Origin of the sequence: Nonomuraea maheshkhaliensis, assembly GCF_039529435.1 — a bacterium.
Classification (GTDB): Bacteria; Actinomycetota; Actinomycetes; order Streptosporangiales; family Streptosporangiaceae; genus Nonomuraea; species Nonomuraea maheshkhaliensis.
Genome location: NZ_BAAAMU010000058.1, coordinates 1 through 22,257 on the forward strand (window position 1 = coordinate 1; position 22,257 = coordinate 22,257).

Consider the following 22,257-nt stretch of genomic DNA (forward strand, 5'->3'; position numbering starts at 1 on the left):
CTGCCCGCCGCGCTGCCGGCGAACCCGAGCGCCGCCACCGCCGCGCCGGCCAGGCTGCCGGGCTCGGCCCTGCCCGCCAGCTCGGCCAGCCGGCCGGGCGCGAGCAGCTCGATGCCGGTCAGGACGACGCCGGAGACGACGGCGGCGAGCATGAGCCGGCGCAGCACCGCGCCCCGCAGCGCGAGCCTGACGCCACCCGCCACCGTGGCGGGGACCTCGCGCAGGACGCTGCCGAACGAGCGGCGCTCGTGGGCCGGCTCGGGCATCGCGATGAGCACCACCACCAGCAGCACCAGCGCCGCCACCGCGCCCACCATGGAGGGCGCGGCCAGCGGGAAGATCAGCGAGGGCGGCACCAGGAGCGGCAGGGCGCCACCTGCCAGCACGCCCACGCACAGGGCCACCGACTCCATCGCGCTGCCCCCGGCCAGGCCCGGTTTGAGGTCGGCGTCCCTGCCCTCGATGCCGTGCAGCGTGTCGACGTACCAGGAGGTCGCCGGGCCGCTGGACAGCGCCCTGGCCACGCCCTTCAGCACGCCGCTCGCCACGAACATCCAGAACGTCGTGGACACGCTGATCAGCGCGAGCGCCGCCACCGTGACCGCGGCCGAGGCGGCCAGCACCACGCGCCGCCCCACGACGTCGGCGAAGCCGCCCGTGGGCAGCTCCAGGCCGACGGCCACGAGCGAGAAGACGGTGACCACCAGGCCGATCTGGGCCAGGCCGAGCCCTCGCTCGCTCATCAGCAGCACCATGCCGGCCGCCATGAGTCCCACGGGCAGCCAGGTCAGGAAGCTGACGAGCAGGTAACGCCGGTACGCCGATCGCGCGGTCATGATGATCTCTCCTCCCGGGCTCTGGGGAAGCCCCCCACCCAGATCCGTACCTGCTCGATGTCGGCAGCCCCCGCGTGGCGGGCGGTCAGCTCACGCAGGATCTCCTCCGTACGCGCCATGAACTCCGCCAGCCCGGCCGGCGGCAGCTCGGCGATGTGGTCGCTCATGCCGGCCGTCTCCACCCACTCGGGAGACCACTCGGACTCGTCGAACTCCTGCACGACCTGCCCGAGCGCCTCGGCCTGCCACAGCCGCATGACCTTGATCACCTCGCGCCCCTCAGGGGTGTCGGACATCTCCCTGCTGTTCCACGAGGTGTAGCGGTGGCGGGCCCGCCAGCGGCGCTCGCGGCCGTCGCGCCGGTCGTCGTCCTCCTCGATGAAGCCGAACTTGAACAGCTCGCGGAGGTGGTAGCTGGTCGAGCCGGAGCTCTCGCCCATCTTGCGGCCGAGCTCGCTCGCGGTGGCCGGGCCGTCGGCGCGCAGCAGACCGAGCAGGCGGGCCCGCAGCGGATGGGTGACCGCCCTGAGCACCTGCGGATCGGTGATCTTGTACGACTCCTGCATACGACCGACGATAAACCGCAAAGCTAATTTTGCAAAGTGAATTTTGCGGTTTCCGCTCCCGGGTTCCCCGGCTCCTAAACTGTGGGGATGCTCGACGACATCTGGGTGGACGACTCCGTCCTCGCGCTGCGACCCGACTTCGCGGTGCTGGTCATGACCGCGCACGGCCTGAACAACGGGCCCACCGACGACCGCACGCGGGCCTGGCTGGCCGAGGCGTCCGAGGTGGAGGTGCAGACGGACAAGATCGACGCCTGGAAGGACGCCTACCGCGCCTTCGGCGCCAAGCCGCAGCGCACCCGGCCCTCGGTCGACGCGCTCACCCGCCGCATGCCGCTGCCGGAGATCAACCGCGCGGTCGACGCGTACAACTCGATCAGCGTCAAGCACGCGCTGCCCATCGGCGGCGAGGACCTCGACCGCTACGTCGGCCCGGCCCGGCTGGTCAGGGCCGGCGGCGACGAGCCGTCGGAGGAGGCGCTCGGGCAGCCCGATCCCGGCGAGGTGATCTGGCGCGACGACGCCGGCGTCACCTGCCGCCGGTGGAACTGGCGCCAGGTCGTGCGCACGCGCCTCACCGAGGAGACCACCAACGCGATCTTCCTGCTCGAACGCCTGGAGCCCATGTCGCTGGAGGAGCTCAAGCAGGCGGGCGAGGAGCTGGCGGACCTCCTGTCCGAGTTGTCCCCAGAGGTACGGATCATCACCAGGTTGCTTTCTGGCGGGAAATAAACCTCAGGCATCGACGTTGATACCAAAGAGTAATAAATGGCGCACTACCCGGATTGACTAGGCGAGCGTGACCTCTCCGCGCTGTCCTGAGAGGATCGTTCGAGGCGGCGCGGGCTCTTCGGCGCGCGTTGCCAGTCCGGGCGAGTAGCCTTGGACAGGTTCTCTAACATCAACGCCGATCTGCGGAAGAGGGCGATTTCCGCCGTGTCGTCTGAGTCGTCGCGGACAAACCCGCTGGCAAGCTTTGGTCAGAACGAGTGGCTTGTCGACGAGCTGTACCAGAAGTACCTCCAAGATCCCGAGTCTGTCGACAAGGCCTGGTGGAACTTCTTCGCTGACTACAACCCTGATTACGGACCGGGCCGAACCCCGGTCAGGGAGGCGGCGAACGGCACTGTCACCGCGCCGCCTCCAACGGCACCGGCCAAGGCCGCGCCCAAGGCGCAGCCCGTGGCCGAGAAGCCGAAGCAGCCGGCCGCCGCGGTGCCCAAGGGCGCCGAAGAGGTCAAGCTGCGCGGCGCCGCCGCGCGCACGGCCGCCAACATGGACCTGTCGCTGACGGTTCCGACGGCGACCAGTGTGCGGGCCATTCCGGCCAAGCTGCTCATCGACAACCGCATCGTGATCAACAATCACCTCAAGCGGGGCCGTGGCGGCAAGATCTCCTTCACCCATCTGATCGGCTTCGCGATCGTCAAGGCGCTGCGCGCCATGCCGGAGATGAACTACTCCTACGCGGAGATCGACGGCAAGCCGACCCTGGTCAAGCCCGAGCACGTCGGCTTCGGCCTGGCCATCGACGTGCAGAAGAGCAACGGCGACCGCCAGCTCCTCGTGCCCTCCATCAAGGGCGCCGAGGAGATGGACTTCCGGCAGTTCTGGGTCGCCTACGAAGACGTCGTCCGCAAGGCTCGCTCCGGCAAGCTGGGCGTCGACGACTTCGCCGGCACCACGATCTCGCTGACCAACCCCGGCACCATCGGCACGGTCCACTCCGTCCCGCGCCTCATGCCCGGCCAGGGCACGATCATCGGCGTCGGCGCGATGGAATACCCGGCCGAATACCAGGGGGCCTCCCCCGACACGCTCTCGCGCCTGGCCGTCTCCAAGGTCATGACGCTGACCAGCACCTACGACCACCGGATCATCCAGGGCGCCCAGTCGGGCGACTTCCTGCGCCAGATCCACCGGCTGCTGCTCGGCGAGGACGGCTTCTACGACGAGATCTTCGAGGCGCTGCGGATCCCGTACGAGCCGGTCCGCTGGGTCCAGGACATCTCGGCCTCCCACGACGACGACGTGGCCAAGTCCGCGCGCGTCATCGAGCTCATCCACGCCTACCGCGTGCGCGGGCACCTCATGGCCGAGACCGACCCGCTCGAATACAAGCAGCGCAAGCACCCCGACCTCGACATCCAGTCACACGGCCTGACGCTGTGGGACCTGGAGCGCGAGTTCGCCACCGGCGGCTTCGGCGGCCGGCCGCTGATGAAGCTGCGCGAGATCCTGGGCGTGCTGCGTGACTCCTACTGCCGCACCGTCGGCATCGAGTACATGCACATCCAGAACCCCGAGGAGCGGGCCTGGATCCAGGCGCGGGTGGAGAAGCCGCACAAGTCGCCCGAGCGCGACGAGCAGCTCAACATCCTGTCCCGGCTCAACACCGCCGAGGCGTTCGAGACGTTCCTGCAGACGAAGTTCGTCGGCCAGAAGCGCTTCTCGCTGGAGGGCGGCGAGTCCCTGATCCCGCTGCTCGACTCGGTGATCAGCGACGCCGCCGACGAGGACCTCGACGAGGTCGTCATCGGCATGGCCCACCGCGGCCGGCTCAACGTGCTGGCCAACATCGTGGGCAAGTCCTACGCCCAGATCTTCGGCGAGTTCGAGGGCAACATCGACCCGCGCACCGCGCACGGCTCGGGCGACGTGAAGTACCACCTGGGCGCGAGCGGCGAGTTCACCGCGCCGAGCGGCAAGACCATCACCGCGTCCGTGGTCGCCAACCCCTCCCATCTGGAGGCCGTCGACCCGGTGCTCGAAGGCGTGGTCCGCGCCAAGCAGGACCTGCTGGAGCGGGGCGAGGAGGGCTTCACGGTCCTGCCGGTCCTCATCCACGGCGACGCGGCCTTCGCCGGCCAGGGCGTCGTGGCCGAGACGCTCAACCTGTCGCAGCTGCGCGGCTACCGCACCGGCGGCACCGTGCACGTGGTGGTCAACAACCAGGTCGGCTTCACGACCTCGCCCGCCTCCTCCCGCTCCTCGGTCTACGCGACCGACGTGGCGCGGATGATCCAGGCGCCGATCTTCCATGTCAACGGCGACGACCCCGAGGCCGTGGTACGCGTGGGCGAGCTGGCCTACGAATACCGCCAGGCGTTCCGCAAGGACGTCGTCATCGACCTCATCTGCTACCGCCGCCGCGGCCACAACGAGGGCGACAACCCCGCCTTCACCCAGCCGCTGATGTACGACCTCATCGACGCCAAGCGCTCGACCCGCAAGCTCTACACCGAGGCCCTGATCGGCCGCGGCGACATCACGGTCGAAGAGGCCGAGCAGGCGCTGCGCGACTACCAGGCCAAGCTGGAGCAGGCGTTCACCGAGACCCGCGAGGCGGCGAAGAAGCCGCTGGAGGCGGGCGCGATGCGGGTGCCGCCGACCGAGGTCGTCAAGTGGTCCCACGAGGACACGCCGACCGCGATCAGCGACGAGACGCTCAAGCGCATCGTCGACACCCAGCTCAACCTGCCCGAGGGCTTCACGCCGCACCCGCGCCTCGCGCCGGTGCTGCAGCGCCGCGGCCAGAGCGTCGAGCAGGACGCGATCGACTGGGCGATGGGCGAGACGCTGGCGTTCGGCTCGCTGCTGATCGACGGCCACCCGGTGCGCCTGGTCGGCCAGGACTCCCGGCGCGGCACGTTCACCCAGCGCCACGCCGTCCTGGTGGACCGGATGACCGGCGCCGACCACACGCCGCTCAAGACGTTCAACCACGGCACCACGAAGTTCTACGTCTACGACTCGCTGCTCAGCGAGTTCGCGGCGCTGGGCTTCGAATACGGCTACAGCGTGGTCCGTCCCGACGCGCTGGTCCTCTGGGAGGCGCAGTTCGGCGACTTCGTCAACGGCGCCCAGACGATCATCGACGAGTTCATCTCGTCGGGCGAGCAGAAGTGGGGTCAGAAGTCCTCGGTCGTGCTGCTGCTGCCGCACGGCTTCGAGGGCCAGGGCCCCGACCACTCCTCGGCCCGCATCGAGCGCTTCCTCCAGGTCTGCGCGCTCGACAACATGACGGTCGCGCAGCCCACCACTCCGGCCAACTACTTCCACCTGCTGCGCTGGCAGGTGGAGTCGGAGCGGCACAAGCCGATGGTGGTCTTCACGCCCAAGTGGCTGCTGCGCCACAAGGCGGCCACCTCCAGGGCGTCCGACTTCACCTCGGGCACCTTCCAGCCGGTCCTCGGCGACACCACCGTCGACCCCGGCAAGGTGACCAAGGTCGTGCTCACCTCGGGCAAGCTCTACTACGAGCTGGCCGCGGCGCGCGACAAGTCGGGCCGTGACGACGTCGCCCTCGTGCGGCTGGAGCGGCTCTACCCGTTCCCGTCGGACGAGCTGGCGGCCGAGCTGGGGCGCTACGGCGACCAGGTCGAGCTGGTGTGGGCCCAGGACGAGCCGGCCAACATGGGGCCGTGGCCGTACCTGACCCTCAAGCTGGCCGAGGACCCGGGGACGCTGGGCGGACGGGCGGTGCGGCGCGTGTCGCGCAGGCCCAACAGCTCGCCGGCGACGGGTTCGCACAACTCGCACGACACCGAGCTCGAAGAGATCCAGCACCAGATCTTCGGCTGAGTCGTCTTACCAGCGAGCCCCCGGTACTCGCCGGGGGCTCGCTGCTTTGTCCGGTCACGTCACATCCGGGCCCCTTGCCGGGCCCGGCGGTTGGAAAAGGGGAGAACGATGTACTTCACCGATCGGGGGATCGAGGAGCTGGTCGAGCGGCGGGGTGAGGAAGAGGTCAGCCTGCTGTGGCTCGGGGAGCGGCTGCGGGAGTTCGTCGACCTCAACCCGGAGTTCGAGACTCCGATCGAGCGCTTGGCCACGTGGCTGGCCCGACTGGACGACGAGGACGACTGACCCCGCTCCTTTCCGTGACCACCATCCGACAGCCGATCCGCACGAGACACGTGCGCGCCCGCTATGTCGGCACCGGGTGCGTCGGCGGCCAGGGTGTCGGCGCGGTGCCGTACACGACGGGATCGCACCGGTTGGTCCCGCAAGTAGTCCGGCAAAGCCGGCCGCCCCCACCCGCACCTCATAACGCGATACATCTTGAGTTTGCCGCCAACGCGACATATCGTGATTCATGTAGGAGCGTACCCACAAGAGAGGGCCGGCGGAGCATGCAGCAGTGGACGATCGAAGAGCCGGGGCAACTGACCTTCGGCGACGTGGACTCACTCGACGTGCGCATCGTCGCCGGCCGCCTCGACGTGCTGGCCAGCGACGGCCCACCCACCCTGGAGGTGGCCGAGTTCGATTCCGCCTCGCCGCTCCTGGTCACCTACGACGAGGCGAACAAAGAGCTCACCATCGCCTATCGCGACCTCACCTGGGACGGCCTGCTCGGCTGGCTGCGCCGGGACAAGCGCAGAACGGTCCTGTCCATCACCGTGCCCAAGCACTGCCGGGTCAAGGCGGGCGTGGTGACCGCACCCGCGCTGGTGGCCGGGTTCGAGAAGGTCACGAACGTCAAGAGCGTCTCCGGCGACATCGTGCTCGACGGCGTCAGCGGCGACGTGGCCGCCAACACCGTCTCGGGCGCCGTGGAGAGCCGGGCGCTGGGCGGCGACCTGTCGTTCGTCAGCGTCTCGGGCGACCTGACCGTGGCCCACGGCACGCCGCGCCGGCTGAAGGCCAACAGCGTCTCCGGCCGCATCACCGCCGATCTCTTCCTGCGTCCCACGGGTCACGTGACGCTCAACAGTGTTTCTGGTGACATCCTGGTCAGGCTGCCCAAGAACGTGGAGGCGGATGTCAGCTTCAGATCCACCTCCGGCCGGCTGGTCAGCACCTTCGACGGACTGTCCAACACGAACAGCCCCGGCTCCAAGACGATGTCGGGACGGCTGGGTGGCGGCATGGCCTCGCTGTCGGCGATCACGGTCTCCGGCGAGGTCACGCTGCTCAAGGGAGAGAAGGAATGAGCCCTGTCTTCGGTCACGGCCGGCTCCGGCTGTACCTGCTCAAGCTGCTGGAAGAGAGCCCGCGCCACGGCTACGAGGTCATCCGGCTGCTCCAGGACCGCTTTCTCGGCGTCTACTCGCCCTCTCCTGGCACGATCTATCCGCGTCTGGCCCGCCTGGAGGAGGAGGGCCTGGTGACGCACGAGGTGGTCGAGGGCAAGAAGGTGTTCTCGATCACCGACAAGGGCCGCGAGGAGCTGAACGCCCGGCTCGACGAGCTCGACGACCTGGAGCAGGAGATCTCCGCCTCGGTGCGCGACATCGCCCGCGAGGTCAAGGAGGACGTCCGCGACACGGTCAAGTCGCTGCGCGACGAGCTGACCCGGATGGCCAAGGACGTACGCACGGGCGCGGCCGAGGACACCAGGCGGCTGCGCCAGAAGCAGAAAGAGGACATCAGGCGCCTCAGGGAGCAGCAGAAGCGCCAGTGGATGGAACACGCCACCCACTGGCAGGACGAGGGCGAGCGGCTCAGCGGGGAGTGGCGCCGGATCTGGTCGGAGGTCTGGGCCACACTCGGCGGCCAGCCGTCCGGCGCGTCCGCCAACAGGGCCGCGTTGGACGCCGAGCTGGGCGAACTGCTGGCAGACTTCGTCGCCCAGGTCCGCGAGGAGGCGTCACAGGCCCGGCTCACCCCGGAGCAACTGGACGAACTGCGGACGTCACTGCACGAGACCAGCCGCACCATCCACGACATCCTCGACCGCTGACCTCACCCCACACCCAGGCGGACCGGGAGCGGATCCGGCTGCTCCCGGCGTCCGACGAAACGAGATGGAGTCGGCGTTCCCCCAGGTTCATCCAGCAAGCCGCACCCCGCGGAGAACCCCGTCACAACACCTCCTACGCGGAGCGGAGGTGGTTTCGGTCGGGGCGGCGGGAGGCGCGGGCCGCCTTACGGGCGTGGTAGGCGATGGGCATGTAGCGCAGGCGCTCAGGCAGGCGCGGGGTCAGCATGGCCACCGCGTGCCCGAGATGCCGCAGCCGCCGCTCCTCGCGGCCCGTCCAGCGCAGGCCGAGCTTCCTTCGCACGGCGGACGGCAAGGTGCCGACCGTGAGGAAGTAGTTGAATTCACCCGCCCCGGCACCCACTGGCGTCCACAACCGGCGCAGCGGAGCGGGCAGCCCGGGCGGCGCCGGGGTGCCGCGCATGACCGAGAGCACGTCGAGCGCGGTCGGATGCGCCTCCAGCCGCTCGGCCACCATCCGGTCGAAGTAGCGCCAGAACGCGTCCAGGTCCTCGGGCAACTCCCGCTCGGGCACCCGCAGGATCGCGCCGAGTTGCCGCGACTCGGCGTAGAAGCGCCGCTCCCGGTCGCGCGTGAACGGGGTGCCGAAATAGCGGTTGAGCACGATGAACCGCTCGAACAGCGACAGATGCACCCAAGCCCACGCCTCGCCGTTCAGCGCGTGGTAGTGCCGGCCGCTCTCGTCCACTCCGCTGATCGGCTTGTGCAGCTCCCTGAGCCGCCGCCCCTCGGCCGGGCCGTCGGCGCCGCCGTACACCCACTTCTGCACGGACACGAGCGTGCGCTCCAGTCGCCCCCACGGGTCGTCCTTGTACGTGGAGTGCTCGGCCACCGCCGCGCCGACCGCCGGATGCATGGTCTGGAGCACCAGCGCGCTGCCGGCCACGAGCAGGTTGCGGTATTCGCCGGTCGTGTCCCAGTGCATCGAACCTGGGCCGAAGGGCTCGATGTGCATCATGACAACCTCCCGGGTGACACAACCACTACCTCTTGTATCACCCGGAAGCGTCAGAAGTAACCCATCACTTATTCAGACGGCAAAGACGATCTTTCCGAAGATCTCCCCTGACGCCATGGCGGCGAACCCGTCTCGGGCCTCGGTCAGCGGCAGCACCCGGTCGATCTCCGGCCGCAGCCCCGTCTGCTCCAGGAACACCGCCAGTCGCCCGAGCTGCTCCCGCGTCCCCATCGTGGAACCGATCACGGACAACTGCAGGAAGAAGACCCGGTTCAGGTCGGCGGGCGGAACCGCGCCGCTGGTGGCGCCGGAGACGACGATGCGCCCGCCGGGCTTGAGCGATTTGAGCGAATGATCCCAGGTGGCCTGGCCGACGGTCTCCATGACCGCGTCCACCCGTTCCGGCAGCCGCGCACCCGGCTCGAAGACCTGGTCGGCGCCCAGTTGCAGGGCCCGTTCCCGCTTGCTCTCCGAACGGCTGGTGGCCCAGATCCGGTACCCGGCGGCCCGTCCGAGCGCGATCACCGCAGTGGCGACACCACCGCCAGCGCCCTGCACCAGCACGGTCGAGCCGGGCTCCAGCCCGGCCTTGTCGAACAACATCCGGTACGCGGTCAGCCACGCCGTCGGCAGGCAGGCCGCGTGCTCGAAGCTGAGCGAGGCCGGCTTGGGCACCAGATTGCGGCGCGGCACCGCCACCCGCTCGGCGAACGTACCGTCGTGCTGCTCGGACAGCAGCGTGCGCTTGGGATCGAGCGTCTCGTCGGCACCGGTGCCGATCACGGAGTGCACGATCACCTCGTTGCCGTCCTCGTCCACGCCGGCGGCGTCGCAGCCGAGCACGATCGGCAGCCGGTCCTGCCGGATGCCGACGCCCTTGAGCGTCCACACGTCGTGGTGGTTGAGCGCGGCGGCCCGCACCGAGACGGTCGTCCACCCGTCCGGCGCCTTCGGCTCGGGTCGCTCGCCCAGCGTCAGGCCGGCGAGCGGGTTGTCGGGATCGGTCTGTGTGGCGGTTACGGCGAACATGGCCGCACCCTACTTCAACCCGATCACCCCACCCCGCCACCCTCCCAGAGCGCTTGCTGGGTGGCGGCAGGCTTTCTCTGACCAGTGCCGGGCGTGTCGGGCGGTGTCGCTGACTGGTGGGCATTCGTCGGGCCGTGCTACGCCGGGCTCCTGTCGAACGAAGTTGTGAGTCTGTTGGGTGTCCGCCAGATGGTCCCGCGGATTTGGTTGCCCGCTGGGCGAGGCCGCGCAGCGTGGGGCTTGGCGACAAATCCCAGCGCTGCACGACACCGCCCCGGGCAGCAGCGCAACAGCAAGCGACAGCGGCAACAGCGCAGGCAGCACGCACACCACCACACGCGATACCAAATCCGCTGCGCTGCCCGGCAGACACCCCGCAGCACCACCCGACAAGGGCCCGGCACTGCCCCGACACCCCCACTTCCGAGCCCGGCACCGCGCGACACCACCCGACGAACCCCCGGCACTCCCCAGCAACCGCCCGATGCTCCCCCAGCGCTACCCGGTAAGCATCCGGCAGGTCCCCGACGCCCCCGACCAGCGCCTGGGGTCACTTCACCGTGACCCGGATCCCTTCGATCGCCTGCTTCCTGAACTCCGTCGAGCCGGTGACGGCGATCAGCATGTCGCCGCGGCACACCGTCTCGCTCGGGCGGCCCCGGCCCTCGATGACGTCCGGCAGGGCGCGGTCGTCGGCGCAGTCGGGTGTCGGTACGAGGGCTACCATCTGCCCCGCACCACCCCCGAACCACAGCTGAGGCCCGACCGGATGGCCCTGGACCTGCTCCCCCGGCCTGGTCAGCCGGATGTCGCGGCGGGCCGACAGGACGAGGAAGCCGTCCTTGGTCACCCGCCCGCGCAGGTTGCGGGCCAGCGACAGCCGCTGGTCGAACGTCAGCCCCTGCCCCCGGTCGTACATCGCCAGCCGCCACGGCCCGAACTCGAACAGCAGCACCTGCCCGTAGAAGCCGCTGCCGGCCTGGCGCGGCCAGAGGGTCACGTTGGGGGCGTAGTTTCTGATCGGCTGCCCGCCGCGGGTGACCTCCAGCTCGCCACCGTACGGGGCGACGAACTGGCGGAAGCGGCCCTCCACCCAGGCTCCATGGAACGGCCGTGACCCCATGTCGTCGAGATCCAGCTCGGCCGGATAACGCACCTCGGCCCGCACGCCGTGGGGGAACACCACCTGGATGACCTCGTCTCCCTGCTTGCGCACGGCGGGCGGGTTGACGATGTTGGGTGCGTTGTCCAGCCGGGTCAGGGACCTGATGGGCTCAGGGGTCGCGGTCGCGGCAGAGGGCTCGGACTCGGCTTCGGGCTCGGGGTCCCGGCTCACGAGCAGGCCGATAACGGGGATGAGCAGGAGCGCCAGCACCACCAGCAGCCCTGTCCACCGGCGGCGGCCGCGCTCGCCTGCCTCGATGACGTCGAACTGTTCCGCCACGACGTTCCTAGCCGAGTCGGTGCCGGCTTGCGCCCTTGAACTCCAGTTCAGTTCAGGGGCGACCTCCAGCGCAAGCCCTCGAACTTGGCGAAATCCTGATCGCAGGTCACGAATTCACAACCGTGCTCGATGGCGAGTGCGGCGAGATAGGCGTCAGGGACGAGGTTGCCGGTGGCGCCGACCTGACGGCTGAGCCGGGTGAAGATCTCCCAGTGCCGGTCCTCGGCCGTGACCACCGACGCGTGCGGCTGGTTGCGGTAGGACGCGGCGAAGGCCCGGGCGTCTTCGAGCCGGTCGGGCTTGAGGTAGATGCGCCGGTTGGTGACCATCCGGAGGAACCCGTTGACGACGAAGTCGCTCACGGCGTAGCTGGAGTCGCCATTGACCATCTCATCGACGACGGCCAGGCAGCGATCGTGGTCGGCGGATTCGCGCCGGAACGCGTTGACGAGGACGTTGGTGTCAGCGAGGAGCATCGAACGCCTCCGGGAGTCGCTCCGCGTCGCCCAGGTCGTAGGCGATGTGCTCCAGCTTGTCGCCCGCGTCGAGCCTCTGCTGCACCCATGCGTGGTAGCCGGGCTCGCACGGTGAGGTGATCAGCTCCACGCGGGGCCGCTGGGCCACCTCCGCGGAGCGGTTGAGCAGTTGTCGCAAGGCATCCTCCATGACTGAGGTGAGACTTCGTCCGTTTTTCGCCGCGTACGCCTTCGCCTCGTTGAGGAGCGTTTCGTCGATGCGCACCGTTGTCCTCCGCATGACTCCAGCGTCCGGCGCTGACATAAAAATGTCAACATCAGATAGTAGTCACCCGGTCACAGATTTGCCGCTAAGTTGGAGTCACCAGGAGGCCGCATTGACCTTCCCATCGGTCGTCACCCGCACCTCCCGCCCCACCAGCTCCCGCTCCTCCGCCTCCGCGAGCAGGTTCGCCTCCTCCACCACCGCGTAAGCCCGCCCTCCTGGCACCTCCACCACCAGGAACCCCTTCTCGGCGGCTCCCCCAGGCCCGTGCGCCACCGAGTAGCCGGCCACCTTCCCCGCCCCTTCGTACGACGCCACGATGGGCACCTCCTCGGACGTGTGCACCGGCGAGGCACCGCCCAGCCGCCCGCCCGGCGAGCTCGACCACACCGCGTACGTGTGCTTGGTCAGGTGCATCCCCACTCCGGTGACCAGCCCGTGCCCCGACTGGGCCCGCAGCAGCCCCGCCATCGTCGAGGTGGAGTGCAGCACGTAGTCGCTGGCCGGCCCGCCCGCGTACGGCAGCCCGCCCGTGACCGTGAGCCCGCGCGGGTCCAGCGGGTCGAGCCCGATCGCGTCGCACGCCAGCCGCAGCGCGATCGCGAAACAGCTGTAGAGGTCGAGCGCGTGCATGTCGTCCAGCCCGAGCCCGGCGCGCTCGAACGCGGCCCGCGCGGCGGCGGCGATGGCCGGCGAGGAGCCGAGCCCGGGCCGCGCCGCCACCTCCCAGGTGTCCTCCGCGTACGCCCATCCGCGCAGGTAGACCCGCCGATCCTGGGGCACCCCGAGCCGGTCGGCCAGTCGCGAGCTGGCAAGCACGACGGCCGCCGCCTGGTCCACCTCCAGCACGGCCACGGTGCTTCTGGTGTACGGCCAGCCGACGAAGCGGTCGAGCAGTTCGTCGGGGGTGCGCGCGACCCGGCGCCAGGCGTGCGGGTTCGCCGCCGCCACCTCGGTCATCGGAGCCATGATCCGGGCCCGTTCGCGCATCTCCTCCTCGATGGAGAGCCCGATCGCCGCCCGCCGCGCCGTCTCCATGATCGGATAGGTGTGCACCGGCAGGAACAACCCGTGCGCCAGCGCCGAGGGATGCGGCGGCCGCTCCCACCCGTATGGAGGCCGTGGATCCGCGGGGTGGCTCCATGGCGCGTGCTCGCCCGCCTTCCGGTACGCCCGCCGCGTGGCCAGCGCCTCGGCCCCCGTGACCAGCGCGGACTCCAGCTCGCCCGCCGCGATCCCGGCCGCGGCGGCGCCGATGAGCAACTGCGGAGCCGTACCGCTGACCTTGGAGTAGACCTGGTGGCGCGGCGTGGCACCGAGGCGTTCGGCGAGGCGGCCGACCGGCGAGTCGTACTGCCACGAGTCGGTGTGGACGATCTGGATCGAGTCGAGCCGCCCGACGGGCAGCCGCGCGTCGTCCGCGGCGGCGCGAGCGACCGACTCCCACAGATCCAGCGGTTCAGGGCCCGGCTGTTCGCGAATGGTGAGTTGGGCGATGCCAATGAGACAGGGCGTGCGAGGATCCATGCCGCCATCTAACCAGAACAAGGTTCGGTTGATAAGGAGTGGCGCTTGATAATTGGCGTTACCGCTGTGGTCAGAGAAAATAAATCAGGCAGATGACCTGCGGAAATGCTAATTCAGAATACATGCGAACTCGCTATTTCTATAACGGAATGGAACCGGCCCATGCTTTTTCACGTCGTTTCCTGGCGGCCGGCTCGGGCCGTTCATTAACGTTCCCAACGTTTTCCTGGCCCACCGGGGCGCAGTACCCCGCTCTGGGCCGCCGAAAGCTGAGAGGAGCTCCATGAATTCCCGAGCAAGGCGCATCGCGATCCCCCTCGCCGGCCTCGTGGCCATCGGGCTGGCGGCGGGAATGGTCAGCGGCGGCGCGGCGAGCGCGACCGCACCCTCGGACGTCGTGTCCAGGAACTCGGCCACCCCTGCTGAGCAGGCGGTCCAGTTCTGGACGCCGGACCGCATCAAGCTGGCCACCGACTACGACGACGGCGTCGACCTGTCCACCAAGGGCGTCAAGGGCAGGAACGACTCCCCCGACGGTCCCGCCGGCTCCGTTCCGCCGATCGGCGCGGAGAAGACGAAGTCCAAGAAGAGCAAGCACGTCAACCTGCCCAACACGGTCGGCCGCGTCTTCTTCACGCTGCCCAAGGCCGACCCGCGCAACCCGAAGAACTGGCGCTACTGCTCGGCCAGCTCGGTGCAGAGCAAGTACCGCAACCTCGTGGCGACCTCCGCCCACTGCGTGTACGACACCAAGAAGAACACCTTCTACGACAACTGGATCTTCATCCCGTCCTACTGGGACGGCGACAAGGTCTGGGAGGGCAAGGCGCCCTACGGCATCTACGCCGCCAAGACGTTCAACGCGCACGACGACTTCGTGGTGAAGGAGGACTACGACTACGACTACGCGTTCGTCAACGTCTTCAACGGCATCAAGGTCAAGTGGGAGAAGGTCGGCGGCAAGTGGAAGTGGACGGTCAAGAACGTCGGCCGGCTCGGTGACAACGTCGGTGGCCAGGGCTTCACCTGGAACCGGAGCACCAAGCTGAACGTGTTCTCCTTCGGCTACCCGGCGGGCGAGCACCCCGACGGCGACAAGCCGTTCACCGGCCGCACCATGAAGTACTGCTACGGCAAGACCAAGCCGATGCCCGAGGCCAGGAAGTACAACCTCCAGGAGCACATCGGCTTCAAGTGCTCCTTCACCGCCGGCGCGAGCGGCGGGCCGTTCATCTACAACTACAAGAGCGCGTCGCGGACCGGCTACCTGGTCGGCGTCAACAGCGTCGCGTGGGACACCGACGGCAACGACCGGTACGACCACATCTCGTCGCCGTACTTCAACACCGACACCTACAAGGTCTACAAGGCCGCCGCCAACCGCTGGACCGGCAACTGGCGCTGATCAAGCACCGATCGAGCAGTGAACGAGCACTGATCGAGCAGTCGGCAAGCACTGAGCGAGCAGTGAATGAGCGCTGAGCGAGCCTGCACCCGGGCCCCGGTTCCCCAGTGGATCCGGGGCCTTCCCCTGGGCCGGGAATGGGGCCGCGGCAACGTGGCGTGCGCCACTGGAACGATCCTGATCATGACCGGGAATGCGCGCATTAGCGCGCGCGGACATACGCAACCACACCCGGCCTGACCTGCGACTATGCCAACTTGCTAATGATCATTAACGTGTATCGGGAGTGTTCGGCTGACAGTGTCCTTATAGTTCACGATGCACCCTTGATCAGGTAACGAATCTCTATCCAAGCTGCAATACAGTCTGTACATCTGGAAAAATCCACCCTTACGACCCCAAGAAAGGCGCATTTCATGATCCCCCGGGCCCGGCACCTAGCGGCGGCTGCGCTGAGCAGCGCGCTGCTGATGCTGCCCGCCCTCACGGGGACCGCCACCGCCGCCGCGCCCATCAGCAAGGTGTACGCCGTCCCGCTGGCCAGGACGCTCGCGGACGTGAAGCGGGTCGCGAACTACTGGAAGCCCGACCGCCTGAAGAAGAGCGACAGCTACAGCCCGGCCACCCCCGGCGCCGCCGCCCCGGCGAGCACGACCGCCGCCGCGGCCGCCCCCGCCAACCCCGTGGCCGGGGTGAGTCGATCGATCGCCGCCCAGAGCGTCGCGCCAGCACTGCCGCGCAAGGGCTCCGCGATGACCATGGGAAAGGTCTTCTTCCGCTTCGGCGACAAGGAGTACTGGTGCTCCGCCAGCTCGATCGCCGCCAAGAACCGCAGCGTCGTCGCCACGGCCGCGCACTGCGCGTACGACTCGCGCCAGGCCAAGCCCGCCGACTACTGGATCTTCGTCCCCAACCCGGGCGCCAACGGCGAGACGCCTGACGGCATCTATGTGGGCGCCTCGATCAGCCTGCACGAGGATTGGATGGGCAAGGTCGACTACGACTACGACTACGCCTTCGTCACGGTGAACCGCGGGTTCACCTGGGTCGCCAAGAACGGCGACTACGTCATGCAGGACGTCGGCCGGCTCCAGGACAACGTGGGCGGCCTGGGGATCGAGCTGAACAAGAAGCCCGGCTCGTACACCGCCAGGCCCTTCGGCTACCCGGCGGGCGCGCAGCCCGACGGCTCGCGCCCGTTCGACGGCAAGACGCTGCTGGAGTGCCCCGAGCGCGGCACCCGCTACACCGTGGCCCCCGGCCTCGACCTGCAGAAGGGCGTCGAGCTTCAGCCGTGCGACTTCAGCCACGGCGCCAGCGGCGGCCCCTGGGTGATCGGTTACGACAAAACCCGCAAGCTCGGCAGCCTCAACGGCGTCAACAGCCTGACCTGGAACAGGGACGCCAGAGACCGCTACGACGCGGTGTCGTCGCCTTACTTCGACACCACGACCGGAGAGGTCTACCGCCGGGCGGCGGCACAGGCCACCGTGTCAAATGTGACGTAAGTCATAGCAACCGGCTGGTCACTTGGCGTGATCAGCGGCTTCTTCATCCGGCTGGACCACGGGCCACGCTCCCACCGGTGACCCGATCTTCCCGTGCGTCACACGAACACAGGCAAAGCTGTAGGTTCCGGGCTGTCCATTAGCTGAGTTTCGGAGGCGCACGATGCGCCTCATGTCAGCGCAACCTGGAGTTACCTTGAAGCGAACCCTCCTCCCCGCCGGCGGCGCCCTCCTGGCGACCGGTCTGCTCGCCGCCGGCCTGTCCGGCACGGCGCAGGCGGACAACGACATCGCCCACGACCCGATGGCCCGCAACTCCGCCGACGCCGTCTCCGTCGCCTCCTTCTGGCTGGCCTCGAACGGCAAGGCGCTCCGGTCTGCGACGCAGTACACGTGGGACTCGAAGGAAGTGCGGAAGGTCGTCTCCAAGGGCGGCTACACCCCCGACGGCAAGCCCGGCCTCACGGCGCCGACCGGCGAGTCCAGATCCACCGGATCGTCCCAGAACGTGAACCTGCCCAAGACCGTCGGCAAGGTCTTCTTCGTCGACGCCCACGGCAAGTTCCGCTGGTGCTCGGCCACCTCCATCCAGTCGAACTACCGCAACCTGGTCGCCACGGCCGGACACTGCGTGTACGACACCGACAGCAACTCCTCCACGCTGGACAAGTGGGTCTTCGTCCCCGGCTACTACCAGGGCAAGACGCCGTGGGGGATCTACGTCGGCAAGCAGGCCTTCACCCACTACGACTTCGACACCTACGAGGACTACGACCGCGACTACGCGTTCGTCACCGTCTACAACGGCATCCAGTTCAACGGTGTCAAGCAGGTCAACCGCAAGGACTACCAGCGTTTCACCGGCCCGAAGCGGTCGTGGGGCGGCCACCACTACATCCTGCTGTCCAAGGACGCGGGGCGGCTGGGCGACAACGTCGGCGGTCAGGGCTTCGCCTGGAACCAGGCCACGGGCAAGGCGGTGCGCGCGTTCGGCTACCCGTCGGCGCCGCACCCTGACGGCAACCGGCCGTACAGCGGCGTGACGCCGAAGTACTGCTACGGCACGACCACCTCCAAGGCGGTGGGCGCGTCCTGGCTGAAGATCGAGGAGCACATCGGCCTCAAGTGCGCCGTGACGCCCGGCTTCGACGGCGGGCCCTGGCTGCTCAACTACAGCAACGGCAAGCGCCTCGGTTACGTGAACGGCGTCACCAGCACGTTCGCCGACCAGGACGGCAACGACCGGATCGACTACATCACTTCGCCGTACTTCGACGGCGAGACGGCCGGCGTCTACAACGCGGCCAAGAACGTCTGGTCGGGCAAGATCGTCGGCCCGAACGGGGAGCTGTACAAGTAAGTCACGCGCGAGCAGACGAGGGTCTCGGTTCTCACCGAGGCCCTCGTTCGCGTTTCCAGGCCCCGCGCAAGGGATCTCAGAGGCCCTGGGAAGCCCGTGCGGGCCGACGAGAAGCGGCCTCAGGAGCCCGGATCTGAACGCTTCCGGCCCGATCCTGAAGATCACCTGTGAGGATCGGGCAAACTTAGACGGGGCAGGCCCAAATCTGGTTCCTGTGATCTGAGTCACATATAACCGACTACGCTCTGCGACGAATGCTAACGGAACTTTCGTGCCGTAAGCGATAACCCACTCACACCCTGCGCAAACGTAACTTTCACATCACGGCGCGCGAAGATCTCTGACTGGTAACGGAAAGGTCACGGCGGTAAGGGCGTCTACCCGATCCGCCAAACCGGGTTCCACCTGCGGAGATCACCACGCTATGTTCCTTGCTATCCCTTTACTGACGCATGGGACGCATGTTGCGACCCACGACAGAGCAAGGAGCAGTTCCCTTGAAGCGCATCCTCATCCCCGCCGGTGGCGCCCTTCTGGCCACCGGCCTTCTGGCCGCCGGCCTCGCCGGTACGGCCTCGGCTGACACCGACGTCGCCAAGGACAACATGGCGACGTCCGCTGCCAACGCGAAGGCCATCGCGGATTTCTGGGCGGAGAACAACGGCGCTGCCCTCAAGGCCGCCAAGGAGTCCAACGTCTGGGACAGCAAGACCGACGTCGCCCGGCTGCAGAGCAAGGGCGGCTACAGCGCCGACACCAAGCCCGGCGTGACCGCGCCGATCGGCGAGGAGAAGAAGAGCACCGCCAAGACGCAGAACGTCAACCTGCCGAAGACCATCGGCAAGGTGTTCTTCGTCAACAGCAAGGGCGAGAAGCGCTGGTGCTCCGCCACCTCCATCCAGTCGCAGTACCGCAACCTGGTCGCCACGGCCGGGCACTGCGTCTACGACACCGCCACCAACTCGGACGTCATGACCAAGTGGGTCTTCGTCCCCGGTTACTACCAGGGCCGTGCTCCTTGGGGCATCTACGTCGGCAAGCAGGCCTTCACCCACTACGACTTCGACGTCTACGAGGACTACGACCGCGACTACGCGTTCGTGACCGTCTACAACGGCGTCAAGGTCGAGGGTGGCCAGGCCAAGCAGGTCTCCAAGGCCGAGTGGGACAAGTACCAGGGCATCAAGGACGCCAAGGACGTCGAGATCAGCCGCGAGGAGTTCCGCGCGGGCAAGCTCGACCCCACCCGGACCGAGGCCTACTGGGCCAAGCGTGGCTCGGCGCCTGAGGCGACCGGCCCCGACTACCCCGGCGCCGTCGTCGGCAAGGTCGAGGTCTCCGAGGCCCTTTACCGCGCGGCTCGCGTGGGTCAGGGCAACGGCCGCAAGTTCGGTGAGCCCATCACCGAGATCGTGACCGACAACGAGGCCGCCGCCTACAAGGCCAACCAGGCGAAGGACGACAAGAAGTACCCGGCGAAGGTCCAGCAGGACCGTCGCGGCAACTGGACGATCACCCACTTCTTCGTCCAGCAGTGGTACAAGCCCGGCACGGACACGAAGTTCTACAAGACCGTCTTCCTCATCGTCGACGGCGCCACCCTCGACGCTGGTCGCCTCGGCGACAACGTCGGCGGTCAGGGCTTCGCGTACAACCAGCCGACCGGCAAGTACGTCCGCGTGTTCGGCTACCCGGCCGGCGCGCACCCCGACGGCAACAAGAACTACACCGGCATCACGCCCAAGTGGTGCTACGGCAAGACCTCGAGCAAGCTTGTCGGCTCCGCCGCCAAGAAGATCGAGGAGCACGTCGCTCTCAAGTGCGCCATGACCGAGGGCGCCGACGGTGGCCCGTGGCTGTTCCAGTACAGCAACTCCAAGCGTCTCGGCTACGTGAACGGTGTCACCAGCACCTTCAACGACCAGGACAAGAACGGCCGCGTGGACTACATCTCGTCGCCGTACTTCGACGGCGAGACCAACACCGTCTACAAGGCCGCGGCCGCTTCGTGGTCCGGCAAGATCGTCTAAGTAGCGGTTAGCGACCGGTCCCTGACCGTCCGTTCAACTGTTGCGAGCGTGGGGCCCGGCATCCTGCCGGGCCCCTCTGCTTTTCTCCGGCGAGGTGAAGGCGTTTGGACGCATGGGACGCCCAGACGGTGCCATCAAGTCGATGTGATCTGTGTCACATTGTTTCGCGAGACCGGATCAAGAGGACGTCTCCGTACCCATGGCCACTTTGACAACATCCTTATGTTGATCAGGCCAAATGGTGACAACTGAAGCTTCACACAGCTCCTGCGCATCAGCCTTTTAAACATCACAGAACGATCACGCCCGGCTTGTCGCGACTTTTCCTTTCAGATCAGCTACCCGAGCTCAAGATCGACACTGTATGTTCCTGGCTATCCCTTTACTGACGCATGGGACGCAAGAGGCGTTCCACGACAGCGCAAGGAGTTACCTTGAAGCGCATCCTCCTCCCGGCCGGTGGCGCCATTCTGGCCACTGGTCTCCTCGCTGCCGGTCTCGCCGGCACGGCGCAGGCTGACAACGTCATCGAGAACGCCGATCTCGCCAAGACGCAGGCCCAGGCCGAAGAGGTCGTGGAGTTCTGGACCAAGTCCAACAACGCCGCCCTCAAGGGCGCCGTGGCTTTCAGCCCCGACGTTCTCGAGGTCGACAAGATCGTCCGCGGTGGTGGCTATAGCGCGGACACCAAGCCGGGGGTCACCGCGCCCATCGGCGAGGAGAAGAAGACCGTCGCCAAGACCCAGAACGTGAACCTGCCGAAGTCCATCGGCAAGGTCTTCTTCGAGGGCCGTGACGGCAAGCTGTACTGGTGCTCCGGCACCTCCATCCAGTCGCAGTACCGCAACCTGGTCGCCACCGCCGGCCACTGCGTCTACGACATCGCGGCGAACAAGGAAGTCGTGTCCCGCTGGGTCTTCGTGCCCGGCTACTACCAGGGCAAGACCCCGTTCGGCATCTACGTGGGCAAGCAGGCGTTCACCCACTACGACTTCGAGGTCTACGAGGACTTCGACCGCGACTACGCCTTCGTGACCGTCTACGACGCCCTCGCGGGTGTCCAGAAGTCCTCGAAGGTTGTGGACTGGAAGACCTACGAGGCGTACCAGGGCGAGAAGTTCGTCAAGGACGTCGAGGTCACCGAGGCCGAGTACAAGAAGGGCAAGCTCGACCCCGCGACCACCGACTACTACGACGTGGACCCGGGCAAGGCTGACGAGGCCACCGGCCCGGACTACCCCGGCGCTGTGGTCGACCGTTTCGAGGTCAGCAAGGCCTTCTACGACGCCGCTGGTGTCGGCCAGGGTAACGGCAAGAAGTTCGGCGAGCCCGTCGTCGAGAACGTGACCCTCAACGAGGCCATCGCGTACAAGAAGCTCCAGAACGACAACAAGTTCAAGTACCCGGCGACGGTTGCCAAGGACGCCCGCGGCAACTGGACCATCACGCACTACTACGTGCAGAAGTGGTTCAAGCCCGGCAAGGTCGCCCGCTTCGTCCGCCTCGAGCCCAACATCGTTGGTCGCGAGCTGAAGAGCGGTGGCCGCCTGGGCGACAACGTCGGTGGCCAGGGCTTCGCGTGGAACCAGCCGACCGGCAAGTACGTCCGCACCTTCGGTTACCCGCAGGGTGCGCACCCGGACGGCAACAAGCCCTACACCGGTGTCACGCCGAAGTGGTGCTACGGCAAGACTGGCAAGAACGTCACCAAGGCCCCCGAGTTCAAGGTCGAGGAGCACATCTCCCTGAAGTGCGCCGTGACCGGTGGCTACGCGGGTGGCCCGTGGCTGCTCAAGTACAGCAACGCCAAGCGCCTCGGCTACGTCAACGGTGTCACGAGCCTGGTCATGGACAGCGACAAGAACAAGCGCTACGACACGATCACCTCGCCGTACTTCGACGGTGAGACGGCCGCGATCTACAGCGCCGCGTCCAAGTCGTGGTCCGGCAAGCTCGTCAAGTAGTTCCCAGCAGGACAAGAACGACGACCTAGTCATCGTTCGCATGCTTCACCCGAAGGGCTCGGCTGCCAGCCGGGCCCTTCGGCCTTTCTGCTGGAAATTGCGCGAAACCCCTTACTAGAGTGACCAATGGGTCGATAGGGTTTTTACACCCTTTTTGACAAC

The 22,257-nt window shown here is 67.6% G+C and carries 18 protein-coding genes; 10 read left to right on the top strand and 8 right to left on the bottom strand.

The features are described from left to right. A partial coding sequence (locus ABFX54_RS32075; protein WP_346110319.1) for an MFS transporter occupies positions 1 to 836 on the bottom strand: 836 nt, incomplete at its 3' end. Then, a complete protein-coding gene (locus ABFX54_RS32080) occupies positions 833 to 1,402 on the bottom strand; it encodes a helix-turn-helix domain-containing protein (protein ID WP_346110320.1) in 570 nt (189 codons plus the stop codon). The genes ABFX54_RS32080 and ABFX54_RS32075, both read right to left, overlap by 4 nt. A gap of 87 nt (positions 1,403 to 1,489) precedes the next feature. Here ABFX54_RS32080 and ABFX54_RS32085 point away from each other — a divergent pair, with 87 nt between their 5' ends. The 5 genes from ABFX54_RS32085 (at position 1,490) to ABFX54_RS32105 (ending at position 8,090) form a co-directional block, all read left to right on the top strand. After that, positions 1,490 to 2,134 carry a B3/B4 domain-containing protein gene (locus tag ABFX54_RS32085; RefSeq protein ID WP_346110321.1) on the top strand — a complete coding sequence of 215 codons (645 nt, stop codon included), beginning with the start codon at positions 1,490 to 1,492 and terminating at the stop codon, positions 2,132 to 2,134. 204 nt (positions 2,135 to 2,338) lie between these two features. After that, positions 2,339 to 5,986 carry a multifunctional oxoglutarate decarboxylase/oxoglutarate dehydrogenase thiamine pyrophosphate-binding subunit/dihydrolipoyllysine-residue succinyltransferase subunit gene (locus ABFX54_RS32090; protein ID WP_346110322.1) on the top strand — a complete coding sequence of 1,216 codons (3,648 nt, stop codon included), beginning with the start codon at positions 2,339 to 2,341 and terminating at the stop codon, positions 5,984 to 5,986. 108 nt (positions 5,987 to 6,094) lie between these two features. Continuing rightward, positions 6,095 to 6,271 (top strand): DUF6104 family protein, encoded by a 177-nt coding sequence (locus ABFX54_RS32095; protein ID WP_181308704.1) that lies wholly within the window; start codon positions 6,095 to 6,097, stop codon positions 6,269 to 6,271. 266 nt (positions 6,272 to 6,537) lie between these two features. Continuing rightward, complete coding sequence (locus ABFX54_RS32100) at positions 6,538 to 7,341, top strand: DUF4097 family beta strand repeat-containing protein (RefSeq protein WP_346110323.1); 804 nt, start codon at positions 6,538 to 6,540, stop codon at positions 7,339 to 7,341. Continuing rightward, entirely contained in the window at positions 7,338 to 8,090 is a 753-nt protein-coding gene (locus ABFX54_RS32105; RefSeq protein ID WP_346110324.1) for a PadR family transcriptional regulator, read from the top strand. The genes ABFX54_RS32100 and ABFX54_RS32105 overlap by 4 nt, the downstream gene beginning before the upstream one ends. Positions 8,091 to 8,223: 133 nt before the next feature. Here the strand turns inward: ABFX54_RS32105 and ABFX54_RS32110 are convergent, their stop codons facing one another. The 6 genes from ABFX54_RS32110 to ABFX54_RS32135 all read right to left on the bottom strand — a co-directional run bounded on the left by ABFX54_RS32110 (position 8,224) and on the right by ABFX54_RS32135 (position 13,828). After that, positions 8,224 to 9,087 carry an oxygenase MpaB family protein gene (locus ABFX54_RS32110; protein WP_346110325.1) on the bottom strand — a complete coding sequence of 288 codons (864 nt, stop codon included), beginning with the start codon at positions 9,085 to 9,087 and terminating at the stop codon, positions 8,224 to 8,226. A gap of 72 nt (positions 9,088 to 9,159) precedes the next feature. Next, the gene (locus ABFX54_RS32115; protein ID WP_346110326.1) at positions 9,160 to 10,116 is read right to left on the bottom strand and encodes a zinc-binding dehydrogenase; all 957 of its coding nucleotides are present in this window, start codon (positions 10,114 to 10,116) and stop codon (positions 9,160 to 9,162) included. 550 nt (positions 10,117 to 10,666) lie between these two features. Then, positions 10,667 to 11,560, bottom strand: a complete 894-nt coding sequence (locus tag ABFX54_RS32120) for a hypothetical protein (protein WP_346110327.1) — start codon at positions 11,558 to 11,560, stop codon at positions 10,667 to 10,669. Positions 11,561 to 11,607: 47 nt separating this feature from the next. Then, on the bottom strand, positions 11,608 to 12,036 hold the full coding sequence (locus ABFX54_RS32125) for a type II toxin-antitoxin system VapC family toxin (protein ID WP_346110328.1): 429 nt from the start codon (positions 12,034 to 12,036) through the stop codon (positions 11,608 to 11,610). Then, positions 12,023 to 12,301, bottom strand: coding sequence for a hypothetical protein (locus tag ABFX54_RS32130; protein WP_346110329.1), 279 nt, complete (start codon positions 12,299 to 12,301; stop codon positions 12,023 to 12,025). The genes ABFX54_RS32125 and ABFX54_RS32130 overlap by 14 nt, the downstream gene beginning before the upstream one ends. 96 nt (positions 12,302 to 12,397) lie before the next feature. Beyond that, positions 12,398 to 13,828, bottom strand: coding sequence for an acetyl-CoA synthetase (locus ABFX54_RS32135; protein ID WP_346110330.1), 1,431 nt, complete (start codon positions 13,826 to 13,828; stop codon positions 12,398 to 12,400). Between the two features lie 283 nt (positions 13,829 to 14,111). Here ABFX54_RS32135 and ABFX54_RS32140 point away from each other — a divergent pair, with 283 nt between their 5' ends. The 5 genes from ABFX54_RS32140 (at position 14,112) to ABFX54_RS32160 (ending at position 22,095) form a co-directional block, all read left to right on the top strand. Further along, on the top strand, positions 14,112 to 15,233 hold the full coding sequence (locus ABFX54_RS32140) for a trypsin-like serine peptidase (RefSeq protein WP_346110331.1): 1,122 nt from the start codon (positions 14,112 to 14,114) through the stop codon (positions 15,231 to 15,233). A gap of 416 nt (positions 15,234 to 15,649) precedes the next feature. Then, entirely contained in the window at positions 15,650 to 16,741 is a 1,092-nt protein-coding gene (locus tag ABFX54_RS32145; protein WP_346110332.1) for a trypsin-like serine peptidase, read from the top strand. Between the two features lie 196 nt (positions 16,742 to 16,937). Continuing rightward, positions 16,938 to 18,101, top strand: coding sequence for a trypsin-like serine peptidase (locus ABFX54_RS32150; RefSeq protein WP_346110333.1), 1,164 nt, complete (start codon positions 16,938 to 16,940; stop codon positions 18,099 to 18,101). Between the two features lie 497 nt (positions 18,102 to 18,598). After that, complete coding sequence (locus tag ABFX54_RS32155) at positions 18,599 to 20,131, top strand: trypsin-like serine peptidase (protein ID WP_346110334.1); 1,533 nt, start codon at positions 18,599 to 18,601, stop codon at positions 20,129 to 20,131. 434 nt (positions 20,132 to 20,565) lie between these two features. After that, the gene (locus ABFX54_RS32160; protein WP_346110335.1) at positions 20,566 to 22,095 is read left to right on the top strand and encodes a trypsin-like serine peptidase; all 1,530 of its coding nucleotides are present in this window, start codon (positions 20,566 to 20,568) and stop codon (positions 22,093 to 22,095) included. The last annotated feature ends 162 nt before the right edge of the window (positions 22,096 to 22,257 follow it).

Excerpts from the sequence above, each read along its gene's own strand:
- ABFX54_RS32140 (WP_346110331.1), top strand. The coding sequence starts at position 14,112 with ATGAATTCCCGAGCAAGGCGCATCGCGATCCCCCTCGCCGGCCTCGTG.
- ABFX54_RS32125 (WP_346110328.1), bottom strand. The coding sequence starts at position 12,036 with ATGCTCCTCGCTGACACCAACGTCCTCGTCAACGCGTTCCGGCGCGAA.
- ABFX54_RS32115 (WP_346110326.1), bottom strand. The coding sequence starts at position 10,116 with ATGTTCGCCGTAACCGCCACACAGACCGATCCCGACAACCCGCTCGCC.
- ABFX54_RS32105 (WP_346110324.1), top strand. The coding sequence starts at position 7,338 with ATGAGCCCTGTCTTCGGTCACGGCCGGCTCCGGCTGTACCTGCTCAAG.
- ABFX54_RS32110 (WP_346110325.1), bottom strand. The coding sequence starts at position 9,087 with ATGATGCACATCGAGCCCTTCGGCCCAGGTTCGATGCACTGGGACACG.
- ABFX54_RS32080 (WP_346110320.1), bottom strand. The coding sequence starts at position 1,402 with ATGCAGGAGTCGTACAAGATCACCGATCCGCAGGTGCTCAGGGCGGTC.
- ABFX54_RS32145 (WP_346110332.1), top strand. The coding sequence starts at position 15,650 with ATGATCCCCCGGGCCCGGCACCTAGCGGCGGCTGCGCTGAGCAGCGCG.
- ABFX54_RS32095 (WP_181308704.1), top strand. The coding sequence starts at position 6,095 with ATGTACTTCACCGATCGGGGGATCGAGGAGCTGGTCGAGCGGCGGGGT.
- ABFX54_RS32135 (WP_346110330.1), bottom strand. The coding sequence starts at position 13,828 with ATGGATCCTCGCACGCCCTGTCTCATTGGCATCGCCCAACTCACCATT.
- ABFX54_RS32085 (WP_346110321.1), top strand. The coding sequence starts at position 1,490 with ATGCTCGACGACATCTGGGTGGACGACTCCGTCCTCGCGCTGCGACCC.
- ABFX54_RS32100 (WP_346110323.1), top strand. The coding sequence starts at position 6,538 with ATGCAGCAGTGGACGATCGAAGAGCCGGGGCAACTGACCTTCGGCGAC.